Annotated in this window: 18 protein-coding genes; 12 read left to right on the top strand and 6 right to left on the bottom strand. The window is 60.7% G+C overall.

Translation table 11 applies throughout. From position 1 onward, the window contains the following. Positions 1 to 172: 172 nt before the first annotated feature. Positions 173 to 1012, bottom strand: coding sequence for a metallophosphoesterase family protein (locus tag I2D57_RS05640; protein WP_195361781.1), 840 nt, complete (start codon positions 1010 to 1012; stop codon positions 173 to 175). Between the two features lie 253 nt (positions 1013 to 1265). Between I2D57_RS05640 and I2D57_RS05635 the strand changes: the two genes are divergently transcribed. The 5 genes from I2D57_RS05635 (at position 1266) to I2D57_RS05615 (ending at position 7569) form a co-directional block, all read left to right on the top strand. Next, the gene (locus I2D57_RS05635; RefSeq protein ID WP_195361780.1) at positions 1266 to 2867 is read left to right on the top strand and encodes a potassium/proton antiporter; all 1602 of its coding nucleotides are present in this window, start codon (positions 1266 to 1268) and stop codon (positions 2865 to 2867) included. A gap of 226 nt (positions 2868 to 3093) precedes the next feature. Next, positions 3094 to 4218 carry a 3-phosphoserine/phosphohydroxythreonine transaminase gene (gene serC, locus I2D57_RS05630; protein ID WP_195361779.1) on the top strand — a complete coding sequence of 375 codons (1125 nt, stop codon included), beginning with the start codon at positions 3094 to 3096 and terminating at the stop codon, positions 4216 to 4218. Positions 4219 to 4287: 69 nt separating this feature from the next. After that, positions 4288 to 5451: a phosphoglycerate dehydrogenase gene (locus I2D57_RS05625; protein WP_195361778.1), complete on the top strand. Its 1164-nt coding sequence runs from the start codon at positions 4288 to 4290 to the stop codon at positions 5449 to 5451. Positions 5452 to 5628: 177 nt separating this feature from the next. Beyond that, complete coding sequence (locus tag I2D57_RS05620) at positions 5629 to 6849, top strand: M20 family metallopeptidase (RefSeq protein WP_195361777.1); 1221 nt, start codon at positions 5629 to 5631, stop codon at positions 6847 to 6849. A gap of 39 nt (positions 6850 to 6888) precedes the next feature. Beyond that, positions 6889 to 7569, top strand: coding sequence for a DUF1015 family protein (locus I2D57_RS05615; RefSeq protein WP_195361776.1), 681 nt, complete (start codon positions 6889 to 6891; stop codon positions 7567 to 7569). Between the two features lie 129 nt (positions 7570 to 7698). Here the strand turns inward: I2D57_RS05615 and I2D57_RS05610 are convergent, their stop codons facing one another. The 3 genes from I2D57_RS05610 to I2D57_RS05600 form a co-directional block, all read right to left on the bottom strand. Further along, positions 7699 to 8334, bottom strand: a complete 636-nt coding sequence (locus I2D57_RS05610; RefSeq protein ID WP_138374914.1) for a histidine phosphatase family protein — start codon at positions 8332 to 8334, stop codon at positions 7699 to 7701. A gap of 17 nt (positions 8335 to 8351) precedes the next feature. Beyond that, positions 8352 to 8894, bottom strand: coding sequence for a histidine phosphatase family protein (locus I2D57_RS05605; RefSeq protein WP_022095009.1), 543 nt, complete (start codon positions 8892 to 8894; stop codon positions 8352 to 8354). Between the two features lie 82 nt (positions 8895 to 8976). Beyond that, positions 8977 to 9648: a nitroreductase family protein gene (locus I2D57_RS05600; protein WP_138374913.1), complete on the bottom strand. Its 672-nt coding sequence runs from the start codon at positions 9646 to 9648 to the stop codon at positions 8977 to 8979. 235 nt (positions 9649 to 9883) lie between these two features. On the opposite strand from I2D57_RS05600, the gene I2D57_RS05595 reads away from it, so the two are divergent. Together I2D57_RS05595 and I2D57_RS05590 are read left to right on the top strand one after the other, a co-directional pair. Then, on the top strand, positions 9884 to 10486 hold the full coding sequence (locus tag I2D57_RS05595) for an HdeD family acid-resistance protein (RefSeq protein WP_035137275.1): 603 nt from the start codon (positions 9884 to 9886) through the stop codon (positions 10484 to 10486). Next, positions 10487 to 10969: a YaiI/YqxD family protein gene (locus I2D57_RS05590; RefSeq protein WP_055310731.1), complete on the top strand. Its 483-nt coding sequence runs from the start codon at positions 10487 to 10489 to the stop codon at positions 10967 to 10969. It abuts the gene before it with no gap. A 165-nt stretch (positions 10970 to 11134) separates the two neighbouring features. On the opposite strand, the gene I2D57_RS05585 is transcribed toward I2D57_RS05590, so the two are convergent. Beyond that, positions 11135 to 12235 carry a putative manganese transporter gene (locus I2D57_RS05585; protein WP_195361775.1) on the bottom strand — a complete coding sequence of 367 codons (1101 nt, stop codon included), beginning with the start codon at positions 12233 to 12235 and terminating at the stop codon, positions 11135 to 11137. Positions 12236 to 12407: 172 nt separating this feature from the next. Between I2D57_RS05585 and I2D57_RS05580 the strand changes: the two genes are divergently transcribed. The 5 genes from I2D57_RS05580 (at position 12408) to I2D57_RS05560 (ending at position 18038) form a co-directional block, all read left to right on the top strand. Then, positions 12408 to 13376, top strand: coding sequence for a 3'-5' exonuclease (locus tag I2D57_RS05580; RefSeq protein ID WP_195361774.1), 969 nt, complete (start codon positions 12408 to 12410; stop codon positions 13374 to 13376). 351 nt (positions 13377 to 13727) lie between these two features. Beyond that, entirely contained in the window at positions 13728 to 14918 is a 1191-nt protein-coding gene (locus I2D57_RS05575) for a hypothetical protein (protein ID WP_195361773.1), read from the top strand. 419 nt (positions 14919 to 15337) lie between these two features. Continuing rightward, positions 15338 to 15703, top strand: a complete 366-nt coding sequence (locus I2D57_RS05570) for an ArsR/SmtB family transcription factor (protein ID WP_055285819.1) — start codon at positions 15338 to 15340, stop codon at positions 15701 to 15703. A 63-nt stretch (positions 15704 to 15766) separates the two neighbouring features. Beyond that, positions 15767 to 15985, top strand: a complete 219-nt coding sequence (locus tag I2D57_RS05565) for a cation transporter (RefSeq protein WP_006235433.1) — start codon at positions 15767 to 15769, stop codon at positions 15983 to 15985. 100 nt (positions 15986 to 16085) lie between these two features. Further along, positions 16086 to 18038 (top strand): heavy metal translocating P-type ATPase, encoded by a 1953-nt coding sequence (locus I2D57_RS05560; RefSeq protein ID WP_195361772.1) that lies wholly within the window; start codon positions 16086 to 16088, stop codon positions 18036 to 18038. 279 nt (positions 18039 to 18317) lie between these two features. Here I2D57_RS05560 and I2D57_RS05555 read toward each other — a convergent pair whose 3' ends face one another. Further along, positions 18318 to 18707 (bottom strand): metal-dependent transcriptional regulator, encoded by a 390-nt coding sequence (locus I2D57_RS05555; RefSeq protein WP_117798716.1) that lies wholly within the window; start codon positions 18705 to 18707, stop codon positions 18318 to 18320. Positions 18708 to 18897: the final 190 nt, after the last annotated feature.

Below are 18897 nucleotides of genomic sequence, written 5' to 3'. Positions count from 1 at the left end.
CCCATCATCGCGGTCTATGGGGTCAACGATATGGCACCGTGGGGACACATGTATGTCAATCCTGGTCTAACAGAGCCTTATTTAATCCCCGTCCCAGAGAAATCAATTAGCGGGCAGAAGGGCAAAAGTAGTAAAAAAAGCCCCGTCCCAAATTAGCTACCCCTTGCACCGATTATTCGCCTGGGTTGATGTTCGCGTAGAACTCCGCCCCGTCGTCCAGGCGCAGGATGCCCACTCGACCGAACTCGGAGCCGGTGGCGGCAGCGCAGTCGATGTCGATGCGATCGGGCACGCCGGCAGTGTCCTCGCCGCCCAGGCGCACGATCTGCCCGCGGCCCGACTCCTCGTCGAGCCCCGCAAGACCACCGACCTCGCAATAACGCCCGAGCGACACCGTTGGCGTGTGACCGCTCACAACGACCGGGCCCTTACCCTCGGCAGAAAGCAGCCCGGTCGGCACATCCCAATAGCCGTGACGAATCCACAGCAGGTCATCGGACGACTGTACCGCGAGCATCTGCTGCAGCAGCTCGCGATCGGCACCCACCGCTCCAACGCCATCGGCACAATCGACGCCATGCTCAAGCAAAAACGCGCGCGCCGCCTTCATCTCGATTCCAGCATGTACCAGCAGATACGGGCGCTCCTCGGTCTCGACCACCGCGTAGAGCGGCAGCGCGGCCATCCATCGCACGAGCTCCTCGTATGCCTCAAATTCCATGTCGTTGAGCTGCTCGCGCGTCGTCCAGCCACCGTTGATATCCCAGGTCTCGGCATCGAGCGGATCCTGACCAATGATGGCATCGAGCATGATCTGCTCGTGATTACCCTTGAGCACGTGGGCGTTGGGCAGCGAGCGCACGAGCTTAATAACGCCGACCGGATCGGGCCCGCGATCGATCATGTCGCCCAGCACGTACAGCGTGTCGTCGGACGTCAACGAGATCTTAGACAGGGCCTCGTCAAGCGCACGCACGTGCCCGTGAGCATCAGATGTCACATAGATCGCCATGGTACGCCTCTCCTTGCATTGCGGCCTAAGCCCGGCGCCGCAACTAAAACTTCAAGTTGAACTTAAACGTTACCCATTGTACTCCGTTGCAATAAAGCTGGAAAGGGTTTCCGTGCAGAGGCACAGACGGCAGCCGTCTATGACGGTATCGCGCATGCCCGCAATCCAACCCCATAAACCCACCATCTTTGGGTACAAATAACCGCAGACAACTGACCGTGCCACGCCAACCACCCAGGAGCGGACACCATCCATGAACCAGATCCTTCTCTTTATCGGCCTCGTCATCATTTTGTGCCTGACCATCAAACCCGTCGGCAAAAAACTCCCCTTCCCCACCCTGCTCATCTTTATCGCGCTCGGCATGCTGTTGGGCGTCAACGGCCCGGCGCACATCGACTTTAGCGACTACGCACTCACCGAAACCGTCTGCAGCACGGCGCTGCTGTTCATCATGTTCTACGGCGGCTTTAACACCAATATCGACCGCGCCAAGCCCGTCGCTGCGCCGGCGGTGCTGCTGAGCACGCTCGGCGTCGTCATCACTGCCGGCATCACCGGCGTGTTCGCCCACTTCGCGCTGGGGATCGACTGGATCGGCAGCCTGCTGCTGGGATCGGTCGTGGCATCCACCGACGCGGCGAGCGTCTTTAGCGTACTGCGTGAGCACAGCCTGTCGCTGAGAGGTGGCACCGACTCGCTGCTCGAGGTCGAATCGGGCTCCAACGACCCCGTCGCCTACATGCTCACCGCTGTGCTCGCTACACTCGCGGCCGGCGGCGACATCAACATTCCCGCACTGCTGGCCAAGCAGATTATCCTGGGCGTGGGCCTGGGCCTCGCCATCGGCTGGGCGGCGGGCCGCCTGATTGAACGCGCACACGCAACGGCCGAGGGTGCGCAGACCATCTTTTTGTTCGCCGTGGCCATCGTCGCCTACGCGCTGCCGAGCCACCTGGGCGGCAACGGATTTTTGGCCGTGTACCTGGCCGGCATTGTGCTGGGCGCGAGCGACATCACCGGCAAGGTCGAGATGGCGCACTTCTTTGGCACCCTCACCGAGATGGCCGAGATGACGATCTTCTTCTTGCTCGGCCTGCTCGTAACGCCCGCACGCCTGCCGCAGATGCTGCTGACGGGCCTGGCGCTCATGGCGTTTATGCTCTTTGTGAGCCGCCCCATCGCCGTGGGAATGCTGTTGGCGCCCTTTAAGACGAGCCCCCGCCAGGTCGCGCTCGTAAGCTGGGCGGGCTTGCGCGGAGCAGCTTCGGTCGTCTTTAGTCTCTTTGCCGTGGTGGCCGGCGTTCCCGGCGGACACGACCTGTTTGACCTGGTATTTGTGATTGCCGTGTCGAGCATTGTGGTGCAGGGCTCGCTGCTGCCAGTAGTGGCGAAGAAGCTCGATATGATCGATACGACCGGCGACGTGCGCCGCACCTTTAACGACTACCGCGACGAGGACGGCATGTCGTTTGTAAAGCTCAAGGTGGGCGCTGGACATCCGTTTGCCGGACGCTCGCTCGCCGACATTGGCAGCGCAACGGACATGCTGGTGGTCTTGGTGCTGCGTGACGGGGCGCACCCGGTACTGCCCAACGGCGATACCGTGATCCAGGAAGGCGATCTGCTGGTGATGGCCGCCCCAACGTTCGAAGAGCGTGCCGAGGTTACGCTGCGCGAGGTCACCGTGACGCCCTACGGTCGCCTGGCCGGCCAGCGCCTGCGCGATGTGCCGCAAGGCAAGCATCCGTTTATTGTGGTGATGCTCAAGCGCGAAGGCCAAACGATCATCCCCGACGGCAACACCCTCATATACGCCGGCGACGAAGCCGTCATCGCCACGCTGGCGTCGTAGTGACCAGGAGGTGGCTAATTTGCGACGAAGAGATCAAGCGCCTAGAGAACCTTATGTCTTCGCTCGCTGATTTGGATTTGCCTGAGGAGTAAAGCGCCCCTCCCCCATGTAACCATCCTGTAAATCATAGCGGCGTAGTCGAGTTTTACCGTGATGCGGTCGCACCTACCGCTCCACTGTGCTAAAGTATCCCGAACGTTCAAACGACTACGAGGGGAACCAGAAGATGGCACGTGTGCACAACTTCTCAGCTGGCCCGGCCGCACTGCCTACAAGCGTGCTCGCCGAGATCGCCGACGAGATGATGGACTACCGCGGTTGCGGCATGTCCGTGCTCGAGATGAGCCATCGATCTAGCATGTACCAGCAGATCATCGACGACGCCGAGGCAACCCTGCGCCGCCTGTTGAGCATTCCCGACAACTACCGTATCCTGTTTTTGCAGGGCGGCGCCACGCTGCAGTTTGCGGGTATCCCCATGAACCTCATGCACCGCGGCCGCGCCGGCTACGTCGTGACGGGCAACTTTGCCAACAAGGCGTACAAGGAGGCCGCCAAGTACGGCGAGGCCGTGCTGCTCGCGAGCTCCGAGGACACCAACTTCGACCGCATTCCCAGTATGGCCGATGTCAACGCGCGCATTGCCGCCGAGGCCGAGGGCGATGGGCTCGACTACGTCTACATCTGCCAGAACAACACCATCTTTGGCACCATGTACCACGAGCTGCCCGATTGCGGCGACGTACCGCTGGTAGCCGATGTCTCGAGCTGCTTTCTGTCGCAGCCGCTCGACGTTGAGCGCTACGGGCTCATTTACGCTGGCGCACAGAAAAACGCCGGCGCCGCGGGCGTGACCGTGGTCATCGTGCGCGACGACCTCATCACAGATGGCCCCGCCTTTGCGCAGACGCCGCAGTACCTGGACCTTAAGACCCAGGCCGCCAAGGGCTCCATGCTCAACACGCCTAACACCTTTGGCATCTACGTGTGCGGCAAGGTGTTCCGGTGGGTCGAGGAGACCGGCGGACTTGCCGCCATGGCCGAACGCAACTGGGCCAAGGCCAACCTGCTCTACGACCTGCTCGAGCACAGCGAGCTGTTCCATGGCACCGCGCAGGCCGACAGCCGCTCCATCGCCAACGTCACCTTCCGCACCGACGACGCCGAACTCGACGCGGCCTTTGTCGCAGGCGCGGCCGAGCACCAGATTCAAAACGTCAAGGGCCATCGCCTGGTGGGCGGCATGCGCGCGAGCGTCTACAACGCCGTGACCATGGAAGACACGCAGGCACTGGCCTCGTACATGAAGGACTTCGAAGCGCAGCATAGTTTGAGTCCGCGATCTAACTAGCCCGCAACGCGCGGGCCGACCAGCCACTTCAAACCACTTGTTTTAGACAAACCTGCTAAGGAGTTTTTCATGCGCAAAATTAAAACCATCGACGACATTACCAAAGACGGCAAGGTCGAGTTTGGCGAGGGCTACGAGTTTGTGGGCACCGCCGAGGAGGCCGACGCCATCCTGATGCGCTCCACCGACCTGTACGGCTACGAGCTGCCCGAGGGCATCCGCGCCATCGCCCGCTGCGGCGCAGGCGTCAACAACATCCCCGTTGAGGAGTACGCCAAGAAGGGCGTCGTCGTCTTTAACTCCCCCGGCGCCAACAGCAACGCCGTCAAGGAGCTCGTCCTGGGCATGCTAGTGCTCTCGAGCCGCGGCGTGGTGCAGTCGATGAACTGGGTGCGAGACAACGCCGACGACCCCGAGATCCAGGTCGATGCCGAGAAGGCCAAGAAGGCCTTTGTGGGCCGCGAGCTCAAGGGTAAGCGCATCGGCGTCATCGGTCTGGGCAACGTGGGCTCCAAGGTCGCTAACGCCTGCGTCGACCTGGGCATGGACGTCTACGGCTACGATCCGTTCATTTCCGTCGAGCACGCGTGGGTGCTGAGCCGCGAGGTGCAGCGCGTGGGCACGCTCGAGGATCTCTGCCGCGGCTGCGATTACCTCACGGTGCACGTGCCCAGCAAGGCCGACACCATCGGCATGATCAGCACCGAGCAGATTAACCTGCTGGCACCCGACGCCGTGCTCATCAACTACGCACGCGAAACCATCATTGACGAGGACGCCGTCGACGCCGCCCTGCGCGAGGGCAAGCTCAGCTGGTTTAGCTGCGACTTCGCCACGCCCAAGACGGTCAAGATGCCCAATACGTTTATCACCACGCACTCGGGCGCCGGCACCGGCGAAGCCGAGGCCAACTGCGCCGACATGGCCATCAGCGAGCTCAAGGATTACCTGGAGAACGGCAATATCGCGCACAGCGTCAACTATCCTGCCTGCAGCATGGGCAAGGCGCGCGCCGCAAGCCGCATCGCCTGCCTGCACGCCAACGTGCCCAACATGATCGGCCAGATCACGGCAATCCTGGCCAAAGACAACGCCAACGTGCAGCGTATGACCAACGAGTCCGCCGGCGAGAACGCCTACACCATGTTCGACACCGATGAGCACCTGGACAGCAGCACCATCGAGGCGCTCAAGCAGATTCCGTCGATGTATCGCGTGCGCGTGATCAAGTAGCGCCGACTAACCTGACGGGCAGCTCCCCATGTGGCCTGCCCGTCACTGACATTGAATGCCCGCGGGGGTGCCTTTCGCACGAGAGGCGCCCCCGTTTTTGTGAGCGCTCCATTAAATGCACCGAGCCGCTTCTTGGCATACAATCTGTATGTTGACCTAACTATCTGTGAGGTGCCTATGGTTGATACAGATTTTGCCTGGCGGCTTACGCAAGGGCTCGTGCGGATCGACAGTTCCGACCCAGGTGCGTATGAGGGCGAGATTGAACGCTATATCAAAGCGTTGGTTGAGGAACGGTTGGCGCAGCTGAGCCATCCGGTACTCGATGCCGTGCAGGTTGAGGAACTCGAGGTGCTGCCCGGGCGCCGCAACCTTATGGTCACCGTGCCGGGACTGAGCGACGAGCCACGGCTCGTCTATATCTGCCATATGGATACCGTTACACTGGGCGATGGCTGGGACGCGGACATTCCGCCGCTCGGAGCGATCGTGCGCAACGATAAACTCTATGGCCGCGGTGCCTGCGATATGAAGGGCGGCCTGGCCTGCGCCATTGCCGCACTGGTCCATACGCTCGAGCGCGTGGCGGCAGAAGGCAAGCTGCCCCGCCGTGGCTTCTCACTCATTTGCTCGGTCGACGAGGAGGACTTTATGCGCGGCTCAGAGGGCACGATCGATGCTGGCTGGGTCGGCTCGCGTGAATGGGTGCTGGACACCGAGCCCACCGACGGACAGATCCTGGTGGCGCACAAGGGGCGTACGTGGTTCGAGATTGAAATGACTGGCGTGACGGCGCATGCGAGCCAGCCCTGGAAGGGCGCGGATGCCGTCGCTGCCATGGCCGAGGTCGTGTGTTCGCTCCGTCGCGCGTTTATGGCGCTGCCCGCGCACGATGAGCTGGGGCCTTCGACCATCACGTTTGGCCAAATCGAGGGCGGATATCGCCCCTACGTCGTACCCGACCGCGCCAAAGTCTGGGTCGACATGCGCCTGACCCCGCCGACCGATACGGCCGCCGCGACGCGCATGGTAGAGCAGGCCATCGCCGTCGCCGAAGCCGCCGTTCCCGGTTGCCATGGCAGCTACACCGTAACGGGCGACCGCCCCGCCATCGAGCGCGACCCGAACTCTCCCCTTCTAGCAGCGCTCAAGCGTGCCGCCGATGACGTGACGGACGCGGACACGACCGTCGGCTTCTTTACCGGCTACACCGACACCGCCGTCATTGCCGGCAAGACAGGTAACCGCAATTGCATGAGCTACGGTCCCGGGTCGCTCGCGCTCGCGCACAAGCCCAACGAATATGTGCCCCACGCCGATATCGTTCGTTGTCAGCAGGTGCTAATCGCGCTCGCCGATAACGTGCTCTGGGACGCGAGCGGCCAAGTTGGGGCATAATAAGCCGCGAACAAACCGACTCGTGCGTTAGGACCGCCTATGAAAGCACTTCCGTTTCCCTGCATCCGCCCGGCTCAGGACCGCGTGCTCGAGGCGCTGCCTGCAATGGGCAGCATCCTGAGCGGCAACGATGCTCTGCGCGGAGCCCTTGCCGATGGTCTGATGCTCAAGGACCCGGGTGCGGCGTATTACGTGTACGAATGCTCGGGCGAGCCGGGACGTGTGACGGGTGTCGTGGCGATCTGCCCGGTTGGTGCGCTGGCGGGCGGCGACGCGGTTGCCGCCGATACGACCGCCGCTGCGCGCGCAATCGCCGACCTCAAGGTACAGCCCCGTCCCGTAACGCTTGTCTACGAAGCCTCTCCCGTCATGGATATCATCCTCGGCGCCGCAAAAGAGGGCGCTTCACTCTATGCCGTCACCGACCCCGCCGGCATTACGCACCGCGTGTGGGAGGTCAAGCGCGAGGACGCCGTCGGGGCCATCCGCGCCATGCTCGACCAGGCGCCGGAGCCGGCACTGGCCGACGACCCTGCCTACGCTATCGCGCTAGTCGAGGCATCACAGCTCCTGGCCGACGATGCACGTGCCGCCGGCACCTACACGGGCAAAGAGCCGTTCAACTTTGCCGTAGCTGCGCTCTTCCCCGCCGCGCAGGTCAGCGGCGGCGCGGCGCAGGTTCCGACGGGTCTGCTCACGCACCAGGTCGCGCGGTTCTAGCAAGACCAGACCGTCCAGCACAAAAATCGGCAGCCCAACAAACAGGGGGCGGAGATGCAGCAGGTACATGCATCTCCGCCCCTTTTGCGTCGAGAAGTTATGCCGACGACCCGTGCCGCCGCGCTCGCGTTATCCGCGCTGCGGACCCGCAGTAGCCACGAGCGGTTCAAGCCCCAGCTCGCGCGCGTAGTCTTCCTGCGTAAAGACTTCGACCAGTTCAAACGTATCGGCCGCATCGTCAAACGCAAAATGCAGCACTGAGCAGTTGCCCGGCACGCGTTCGCGCTCGTCGGCCGCCGCGCCCCGCACGTGGTCCAAAAACTCCTTGATAGCCGAACCGTGGCTCACCGCGAGCACGCACTCGTGGTCCGGACGTCGCATAAGATCGGTTATCGTCGCCGCCATGCGCTCGCGCACCTGCATCTGGCCCTCGCCGCCAAACTGACGATAGAAATCTCGCCACGGGCGCTCGGGCATAAGCATCACGCGCTCGGCCTCAAAGTCGCCAAAGAACCACTCACGCAGACCGTCCAGGCGCTCGTACGCCAAGCCCGGCCACAGGTTGGCGATAGTCTGCTCGGTGCGATGAAGTGTGGAGGTGTAGGCATGATCGGGTTCAATGCCGCGCGCACGTAAGAACATGCCGGCACGCGCCGCCTGGTCGCATCCCAGCTGCGTGAGCGGCGAGTCACTCCAACCCTGAATAATGCGCTTAAGGTTGAATATTGTCTGCCCATGACGAACCAGATACAGGTCTTTATTCATAGGGGTCCTTTCGTTCGTTACCAATCAAGGAGCGAAAACGCACCGTCGCAATAGCCAAAATGAAGCACGGCACCGTTGTCGGGTAGCTCTCCCCTGCCAGTCACATACTCAAGAAACTCCTGGCAGGAAGAGCCGTGGGAGACTGCCAGCACACAGTCGTGCTGCGGCCTGGCCATGATGTGGGACAGCGCCGCGACCATGCGCGACTGGAGCTCGCCTTCAGACTCGCCACCAAAGGCCACCGGATAATCACCCCAGGGCTGCGGCGGCATCTCGCGATTTGATGTACCCTCCAGCGAGCCCAAATGCCACTCGCGCAGGTCATCGACCAACTCTATCGAGCGGCCCTCACCAGCAATTAGCTCAGCCGTATGCCGCGCCCGGCCCAACGGCGAGGAATACACACGGTCAAAGGTCACGCCACGCGCCTCAAACGCCGCGCGCGTCGCCAGCGCCTGCTCGCGCCCGCGCGCCGTAAGCGGCGAATCGTGCCCACCCTGCAAAATGTTCTGCACATTGAGCTCAGTCTGCCCATGCCGCACCAAATACAAATCTGCCACACGTCCTCCCCTCGCACCACCGCAAAGGGGACAGGTACCTTTGTGGTGGTTTACCGCCGGATCACACCGCGGTGACGCTCAGCTACACCAGTACGTCGGCAAGCGGGCGCTTGGGTACGTGGTGCACCTGCGCCTCGTCGCGCCAGTAATTAATTGAGCCGTCGGGGTTGGAATCGATCGCATCGATCACCTGCGTCTCGGCCGGAACGCCAAACGCCATGATCAGCTTGAGCTCATACTTGTCGCTATCGAGCCCCATGGCATCGATCGCGTGGGGCGTAAAGGCCTTGAACATGCAGGCAGCCACCTCGGGCGTGGCGCTGCGGGCGGCGAGCATCATCGTCTGCGCGGCAATGCCCGTGTCGACCTCAGTAATAGGAGCGGCGGGCTTACCCGGAACGGCGCGCTCGGCAAGAATCGCGATGTAGCCGGTCGGGCGCTCGCCCTCATCGGGACCCGGCCAATCCTTGAGCGCACCGGCCCATGCAAGCTCGTCAAATACACGCGCGCAGTCCTCTGCACCGCTTACCACATGAAAACGCAGACGCTGAGCATTGGCACCACAGGGAGTCAGGTGCGCCAGCTCCGCCAGCTCAAGCAAAAGCTCACGCGGCACGCGCATGGACTCGTCAAAGCGACGGCACGTGCGGGCGCAGCGAACCAACGCATCAAACGCGTCCAAGCCGAGCTTTTCGCAACCCTGCTTTGCCATCGACTCCGCGCTCGACGGCGCCGCGGGAACTGTTTCGTTCATAGGGACCCCCAATTTCGGGCAATTGTTCTTAGGAAAATCTAACCTAAAACGTAGGCAATAACGAACAGGGCTGCAATGTTCTACACCTGTTGAATAGAAAATCGCGACGTGGGGAACAACGGAAACAATTCGGGGCCTTTGGGTTACGTTTCGCCCTCCCCGACCCATACGCCAGCGCCTTTAGGCGATACTGGTTGTAACGATCAAGGCTTACGCCGCACGGAAAGGAGACATTATGGGCATCTTTAAGAACGATGACCAAAAATCGAGCCAGTTTGGATTTGACGAGAAAAGCATGGCAGGCAAGGCCGTCAAGGCCGTGCGCTGGATTTACGCCATCACGGGCGTCTTGGCGCTCGTCGCCGGCATCGCACTGCTGTTTGCGCCCGCCAAGTCCCTCGTCTTCCTAACGACCGTCTTGGGCTTCTACTTTGTGATCACGGCCGCGATCAGGCTGTTTACCGCTGTTTTCGAGCCACTGCTGCCCACCGGCTGGCGCGTGACGAGCATCATCTCCAACCTGCTCATTATCTTGGGCGGCGTCATAATCCTGCGCAACCAGGCCTTCTCGACCGCGACGCTCACCACGATGGTGGTTATCGTGGCCGGCTTTGGCTGGATTGTCGAAGGTGTCATGTCCATTCTGGAGTCCGAGCTTTCGTCCAACCGTGCCCTCGCCATCCTGAGCGGCGCGCTCTCCATCATCGCCGGCATGTTCGTGTTTATCTATCCGTTGTGGTCGGCCAAGATGCTCGTCATCTTTAGCGGCGCCGCACTGCTGGTGTTTGGCGTAACGCTGATTGTTCGCGCTATTCAATTTGGCAAACTGGTGCACTAGATGCCGCGAACGCTCTTTATTGATGCAGACGCCTGCCCGGTCACGCGCGAGTCGATTGACTGCGCGCGGCGGGCGGGCGTCGCCGTCGTTATCGCCGGCAACAGCACACAGAACTTGGAACGCCACATTCGCCGTGACGATCCGCGCGACGTCGAGCATGCGCGACGCGGATTTTGGGTCACGACGCTCGATGTGAGCGTGGGCGCCGACAGCGCCGACTTTGCCATTGTCGAACGCCTGCAGGCGGGCGACGTAGTCGTGACGCAGGACATTGGCTTGGCGAGCATGGTGCTCGGGCGCGATGCCGCCGCCATCGGCGTGCGCGGGCGCGTCTACGATAAGGCGACCATCGACATGCAATTGTTTATTCGCCACGAGGAAAAGAAGGTGCGCCGCGCCGGCGGTCGCACTCGCGGTCCGGCGGCATTTACCAGCGAAGACCGGGCCCGCTTTAAGCGCAACCTCACCGAGCTGCTGCGCTAACCAAGGTAGATTTTCGGGACATGCCCGGAAATCTACCTTTTTGTTTTGAGCGGTGTGAGCGCTCGGAATCCATGGCTCAACAAAAAACGGGCTTCAAAATGCCATGCGTCGCCGCATTGCGCAGGCGCCGAGCATGGCTATTTGAAGCCCATTTTTTAGGCCTACTTAGAGGCCGAAGGCGGATAGGATAAGGCCCCAGCCGGCGCCGATGACGTACATCATGACCAGGAACACGGCGTTTTCACGAGCGCTGCGGTTGGTGCGGAACAGGACAAGATAGCCCACGCCGGCGGAAATGAGCGTGCCGGCGAGCATCGGCGCCAGCTGTAGCGCGCCCTCCAGGTACAGCTGCGTAATGACCACGCTGGCCGAGCAGTTGGGGATCAGGCCGACGAGTGCCGAGCCCAAGACGGCGAGCGTCTCGTTGCCACGCAGGAACTGCTCGATCGCGGACTCTCCGAAGGTCTCGAGCACGGCAACTAGAATCAGCGTCACCAGGAAAATAAAAACCGAAACCTGCACGGTGTGCGAGATCGCGCTGCGGATAATCGACAGGACGGGCGCACCTTCGTGGGAGTGACCGTGGTCGTGCCCATGGCCGTGGTGGTGCTCATGCTCGCCTGCGTGACCGTGGTCATGGCTGTGTCCGTGGTCGCGCTCGTGTTCATCTTCATCATCATCGCAACCGCAATGGTCGCGCTCGCACAACTCGTGGATGTGGTCGGCGCTCACGCCCGCCTCGGCCACTTCATCAATGATGTCGCCCCCGGTATGGTCGTCGTGCGCGCAGTTCACATGAGCCGGATTGGCAGCGGTCCCCAGCACGGTACGGCGAATCGCCGCATGCGCGCGGGCATTACGACGAAGGCCGCGGATAGCCGCGTCCACGATAAAGCCCGTGACCAGCGCGATCAGTGCCTTCGAAGCCAAAAGCATCGCCATGGTCTGCACGGGCACCTGCTCGGCGAGCAACAGCGGCAGCATCTCATCGGAGGTCGAGAGGAACACGGCGACCAGCGTGCCCAGCGTCACGACACGGCCGGCGTACAGCGTTGCTGCCATGGCCGAAAATCCGCACTGCGGCACAATGCCCAGCAGCGAGCCAGCCACAGGACCCGCAGCGCCGGCGCGCTTGATAGCGCCGTTGACGCGGTCGCCCGCAACGTGCTCAAGTGTCTCGAGAGCAAGATACGTCACCAACAAAAACGGCGCCAGCGAGAGCGTGTCCTTGCCGGCGTCGAGCAGAATATCAATCAGCAAATCCATGACGGATGGAACCTTTCATGTCTTTCGGCAGCATTGTAAAAGTCCTAGCGGTCAACTAGGGTATTGTAGTTGTCCTAGGCGCGATGCCAATAGTTGCCCATGGTAAACTATCATCTCGCCACATCTCAATGAACCCGAGCCGCGCGGTGCGGCCCGTCCAAGGAGCAGTTATATGAACGTTTCACAAGCACTCGAATACGAGCGTCAGCCGTTTATCCCCATGTTTATCTATGGCGATCACGGCGCCATGGAGTCCGAGCGCCAGAAGGGCGAGGAGGCCCTTAAGGTGCTCGAAACCGAGTACTTTACCGCCGAGGGCGACCCCAGCTTCGACTTTGCCACCGTGCGCGACCTGGCTGACCGCAACCGCGACCTGTGCGACCAGATTGGCGAGGCGCGCCTGCGCAACGTGACGCCCGCGACGCTTTCGCGCGGCCTGTCCGATGCCGACACCTGCGCCGCCATCGGTAAGATGCAAAAGCGCACCGCCGCGTCGGTCATGCGCGAGATCCGCGGCGACCGCGGCGCGCTCGGCGTGGCCTACGCCCGCAAGCCCATCCAGGGCACCGTGCTCGGTATCGACATCGAGACCACCGGCCGTGCACCCGAGCGCGGTTATATCATCAATGTGGGTTGGGAAATCATGGAGCTCACCAGCGACGCCGTCCCGCACGACGCCGAGGCACACTACTGCGGCCTGCCCGACATCTACCGCGGCGAGGATGTGCCGCTATCGAACATCCATCACATTACCTGGGACGACATCGACGGCAAAAAACCATTCCGCGAGAACAAGGAACTGCAGAAGCAGCTGCTCAAACTTATGAAGAAGTACCCGTACATGGCGCATAACGCCGCGTTCGAAGACAGTTGGTTCAAGATCCACCTGGACGGTTACGCCGAGGCACGCCGCGCCGGCAAGATCATCGTCATCGACTCGCGCCAGATCTGCCGCAGCCTGGATGCCGACGTCCGCTCGCTCCCCCGCGAGTCCGCGCCCGCCGCGCTCGAGAACTGGGCGCGCCGCCGTGGCACCCTCGCCGCCGACGCCAACGAGCAGCACCTGGGCCTCGACGACACCGACCTCATGCTTCGCACCGTCCAAGCCGAGTTCAACCTCAAGAACCTGTTTGCCAAGTAGAAACGTCTACGCCAAACTCCGGCGTAGATCACGAGCGGTCTCGCAGCGGGAAACCCCGCAGCGGGGCCGCCCTACGTTCCACAGATAGATCTGCCATCACAAATTCTGAACCCTCATTTTGAACGATTTCGACCAATTCCCGACACGTAATTCGTTGTCGGATGGTGATGCATCGATATCAAATGTGCAGCAATTGAGTATTTATATGCTATAGCTAAGCTGCGAAAACTTTTATTTAGGGCATACCAACCCATAATTGCGTCAAGCTTTTGGACAGCATTTGGCTAGACCTCTAAAACGACTTTTCCACTCAGCGCCATCAACACGGCATTAGCTGACACGATATATAGCATGAGTATCGTATTGTCACATACCACTGCAAAAGCGGTCTACCAGGCCGCGCATTCGGTGTCTGCGAAAGGCATCGAGTCCTGTAACCCTGCCGCGATTTACGGATCATGTCCCACCGGAACGCTCCTTGACGCAGCCGCAGAATGGCTCACCAAACATGATGTTTCCCTCGACGCAAATGATTCCCTCGAGGTAATGGTGTTTGATCGCAGGAACGCGCGCTACGCGATGGACTGTCAATGCCACGTTTCTTCAAAACGATTCTCGAACTCACGCTTTGTAGAGCTTAAAGATGGCATCTTCGTTGTTGGCGTTGAGCTTTGCGCACTTCAGGCCGCCACCTATCTTTCTTTTCGCGAACTAGTGGAGTACTACTTTGAACTGTGCAGCGCTTACTCCCTTGGAACCGACTCTTCCACCTCCTATACCGAGCGTTTCGCGCTCACCTCGACCGAGAGATTAAAACAGTTCTTTAATTCCATTACCAGATGCGACGGTCTGGCTCTTGCCCGAAAGGCGATCCAATGTGTGCGCGACGGATGCCGGTCTCCTATGGAAACGGCCTTTGTCATGATGCTAACGCTGCCCAAAAGCGAAGGAGGGCTTGGTATTAAGGGAGTTGAGACCGATTACGAGGTGCAGGTCACCGCTGCAGCGAAGAATCTCACGAGACGCAAAAAGTTCTTTATGGATGCGTATCTAAAGAAATCTCGCACAGACATTGAATACAACGGTTTTTATCATGACGCGGAAGAAGACCGCGCCATCGATGAGGAACGCAAGAATGCGCTTGCGTCCATGGGATACGGAATCATCACCGTCAGTCGTTATTCCTTTATGCATGCCAGCGCTTTCGTTAGGGTCATGGAGGCGATCCAACGAAAAGAGGGCATACGCCCCTCGCGTCTGCCAAAAGACTTTCAAATCATGCAAGAAGACCTGAGACAGTTTGTACTCAGAAGGTTTATTGAGGAGAAGAAACGAATCCAGGAGGAGCTTCGCCAGGATTCCGAAGAGCGCCAACGAATCGACCTCGAAAAAGCAATGCTCGAAGGCATCACATTGGACGATCCGACGATTAACGAGGCTCCGGCAATCGATGACATGCAGACTGTCGAACCCGACAGCCCATCACTCAACCAAACAAGCAGCTTCGCGCCCGAGGGCAGGATCTTCGGGGCCGGAAGCTAGACCGGCTAACAAGGTGGGCACCTTAGCGACGTGCAAAATTGCGAGTATTCAGCAGAGCCGGGTGTCTATCACCCTCGAGTGGATCCAAATGTGAAGCGAAATCACTCTTGCGTGAGAGCGTTAGGCAACATTTGAGGAAGAACTCATCGGATTAACACCCTAAGATAACTCTTGAACTGCATTATATGGCCTGCAATAAATTAACGGACCCCCTATCGTTGCAGAATACTCCAATTTTTGCACGGCTCAGGGGCACCCACCCCGGCATCGGCTATCAAAACCGCTCACTCCGGGATCTCGTCCACTATTCCCCATCATTTTGTGCAACGAATTACCTGAACGTCATTGACATATGAACATATACTCATATAATCGGAAGCAAGTTATATGAGCGCATGTTCATATGAAAGGATATTGCAATGAGCATCCGCGTTGATGAAACGAAACCCGACATCGAGGCCACCGAACCCGCGATTCCCACCACCTGCTCGCCCGAGGACCTTCCCGACGAGGAGCTTCTCTACGACCTCGCCGACCTGTTCAAGGTCTTCAGCGACACCACGCGCATCAAGATCCTCTATGCCCTCATGGGCCGCGAGCTCTGCGTGGCGGACATCGCCGAAGCGACCGAAACCTCGCAGTCCGCGGTGTCGCACCAGCTGCGCACACTCAAGCAGTCGCACCTGGTTAAATTCCGGCGCGACGGGCGCAATATCCTATACTCGCTCGCCGACGACCACGTCTACACCATGCTCAACCAGGGCATGAGCCACATCTGCGAATAGCGACCAACCACGGTACCAGCGCGGCCTGCACCCAAGCCGCAAATACGGGGAAAGGAATCCACCATGAAAAAGCAGTTTAAACTCGACGAGATCGACTGCGCCAACTGCGCGCGTGAGCTTCAGGACGAGCTGGCCAAGCTCGATGGCGTCAAGTCCGTTTCGGTCAACTTTATGACCCAGAAGTTGACGCTCGAGGCCGATGACGCCGAGTTCGACGAGGTCCTCGACCGCGTTGTGGAGTTCACCGCCGACGCCGAGCCGGACTGCGAGATCATTCTCTAGCCCAGGTTTACGCCAACCCGCAAGGCCGCGCTTGCCGCGGCCTTTGCTCGCGAAATTATATGAGCGAGTGTTCATACATTCAAATGGGAGGATACGAATCATGGCCACCGCCGACCCCAAGAAGAAAAAGAAGAAGCGCAAGAAAAAAGAGTCACTCGAGCATAAGCGCAACCGCATCCTGGTAGCGCTGGGCATTTTTGCCGTGGTGTACGCCCTCGATGAGCTCGGCACCCTCACTGCCGCATTCGGCACCCCGGGCGACATCTACGCCAGCTTCGCACTGTTCCTCGTGCCTTTTTTGATTGCCGGCTACGACGTGCTCCAAAAGGCATACAACAACATCCGCCGCGGCAAGGCGTTCGACGAGAGCTTCCTCATGGCCGTCGCGACCATCGGCGCGTTTGCCATGGTGCTCTTCCCCGACACCGACCCGCACATGGCCGAAGGCGCCGCCGTCATGCTGTTCTACCAGGTCGGCGAGCTGTTCCAGGCATACGCCGTGGGCAAGAGCCGCAAGTCGATCAGCGCCATGATGGACATCGCGCCCGACTACGCCAACGTCGAGCAACCCGACGGCACATTCGAGCAGGTCTTCCCCGATGACATCGCCGTGGGCACCGTCATCGTCGTCAAGCCCGGCGAGCGCGTGCCTATCGACGGCGTCATCGTCGAAGGCGAGACACAGCTCGACACCGCCGCACTCACGGGCGAGTCAGTTCCCCGCCCCGCCAAGTCCGGCGACGACATCATCAGCGGCTGCATCAACATGACGGGGCTCATCCACGTGCGCACCACCAAGCCCTTTGGCGAGTCCACCGTCGCGCGCGTCCTGGAGCTCGTAGAAAACGCCAGCGAAAAGAAGGCGCGCACCGAGAACTTCATCACGCGCTTCGCCCGCGTCTACACGCCCGCCGTCACCGGCGCGGCCGCGGTGCTCGCGCTCGGCGGCGGCTTGATCACCGGCGCCTGGTCCGACTGGATCCTGCGCGGCCTGACCTTCTTGGTCGTCAGCTGCCCGTGCGCGCTCGTGATCAGCGTCCCGCTGAGCTTCTTTGGCGGCATCGGCGGCGCCTCCAAGCTGGGCGTTCTCATCAAGGGTTCTAACTACCTCGAGACGCTCGCCGACGTGGACACCGTCGTCTTCGACAAGACCGGCACGCTCACCAACGGCACGTTCTCGGTCGTGGCAGTACACCCCGAAGCCGGCTATACCGAGCAATCGCTGCTTGAGGTCGCAGCCCTCGCTGAGTCATTCTCCGATCATCCCATCGCGCAGTCGGTGCGCGCCGCCTTCCAGGGCGAACTCGACCCCAAGCGCGTAAGCGACTCCACCAACGACGCGGGCCATGGCGTGACGGCGAACATCGACGGCAGGCACGTCGTCGTCGGCAACGCTAAGATGCTCGCAGCGACCGGCGTCGAAGCGCCCAATTGCGAGGTCGTCGGTACGATCCTTCACGTGCTGGTCGATGGCATCTATGCCGGCCACATTGTAATTGCCGACACCGTCAAGGCCGATGCCGAGCAGACGATCAGCGACCTGCACGCCGCCGGCGTCAAGCGCACCGTCATGCTCACGGGCGACCGCGAGGAGGTTGCGGCGTCTGTAGCCAAGCAACTCAGTCTCGACGAGTTCCACGCGCAGCTGCTGCCGGGCGATAAGGTCGAGCGTGTTGAGGCGTTGCTTGCGAGCGAGAACGGCAAGGGCAAGCTCGCTTTTGTCGGCGACGGTATCAACGACGCACCCGTGCTTACCCGTGCCGATGTGGGCATCGCCATGGGCGCCATGGGCTCGGACGCCGCAATTGAGGCGGCGGACGTCGTGCTGATGGATGACAAGCCGTCCAACATTTCCCGCGCGATCCGCGTGGCGCGCAAGACCATGGCGATTGTCTGGCAGAACATCATCTTTGCGCTGGGCGTTAAGCTGCTGATCCTGGTGCTGGCAGCGCTGGGCATTGCCGACATGTGGCTTGCCGTGTTCGGCGACGTAGGCGTGGCGATCATCGCCATCCTGAACGCCATGCGCGCGATGGGTGTCAAGAACCTGTAGCGTTCGTGGGCTGTCCGGCCGGGACCGGGCTTGGTTTTGAAAACGTCCTCGCGCATGAGGCCCGTCTTTCCTGCTCCTGCGGAGCAACGGAAAGACGGGCCTCGCGCTGCGGAGTGTTTTCAAAACCAAACCCGGTCCCGGCCTGCATTGACACAGCTGAAGGTTCTTGGGCATCGCTTGCTTGCGGGATTCCTTGTCTGAGTTGGACTTGGTTGGCGGGACTACTGGTCCCGGTCGCTGGTTCGCGCTTTGCGCGAACTCCGCGCCACTGTGAGTCAGTTAGGCTTCCGTTGTTGGGCCCGCCACATCTTCCCGTCCCAGCATCGCCCTCAGCTTCTCAAAGCTCTCCTCGCTCAGGCAGTGCTCCATGTGGCAGCCCTCTTGCGACGCGACCTCAGCCGAAACACCCGCATCCTCCAGCAGCCCCACGAAAAAGCAGTGACGCTCCCACATTTGGCGAGCGACCTCCAGACCACACTCCGTCAGATGAACGTCGCGCTTGCCCATTTCGACATAGCCGTTGCTTTCCAGCGTCGCCATGGCCTTGGAAACGCTCGCCTTGGTTACGCCGAGGTACTCCGCGACGTCGATCGAGCGCACGATGCCCTGACGTTCCGACAGAACGTAGATCGATTCGAGATAGTCTTCTCCGGATTCACGTAGGGCCATGGGCCACCTTTCGCGATGATTGCTAGTTAGCCTTTGGATACTTTCCACGGCTAACTTTACCGCAAAAGTTGCCCATGTCTTACTACTTTGTCTAAAAGTTAGCCGTGTTTCACAAAACGTGCGGGACGAAAACAAAATGGGGACGCCCCGCAAGGAGTGTCCCCCAGCTGCCGGCAGAAAAGGAGCATCC

Origin of the sequence: Collinsella aerofaciens, from assembly GCF_015553355.1 — a bacterium.
Lineage (GTDB): Bacteria > Actinomycetota > Coriobacteriia > Coriobacteriales > Coriobacteriaceae > Collinsella > Collinsella aerofaciens_V.
Note: the sequence above shows the minus strand (reverse complement) of the source record. Positions and strands in the feature narration are given on the sequence as shown.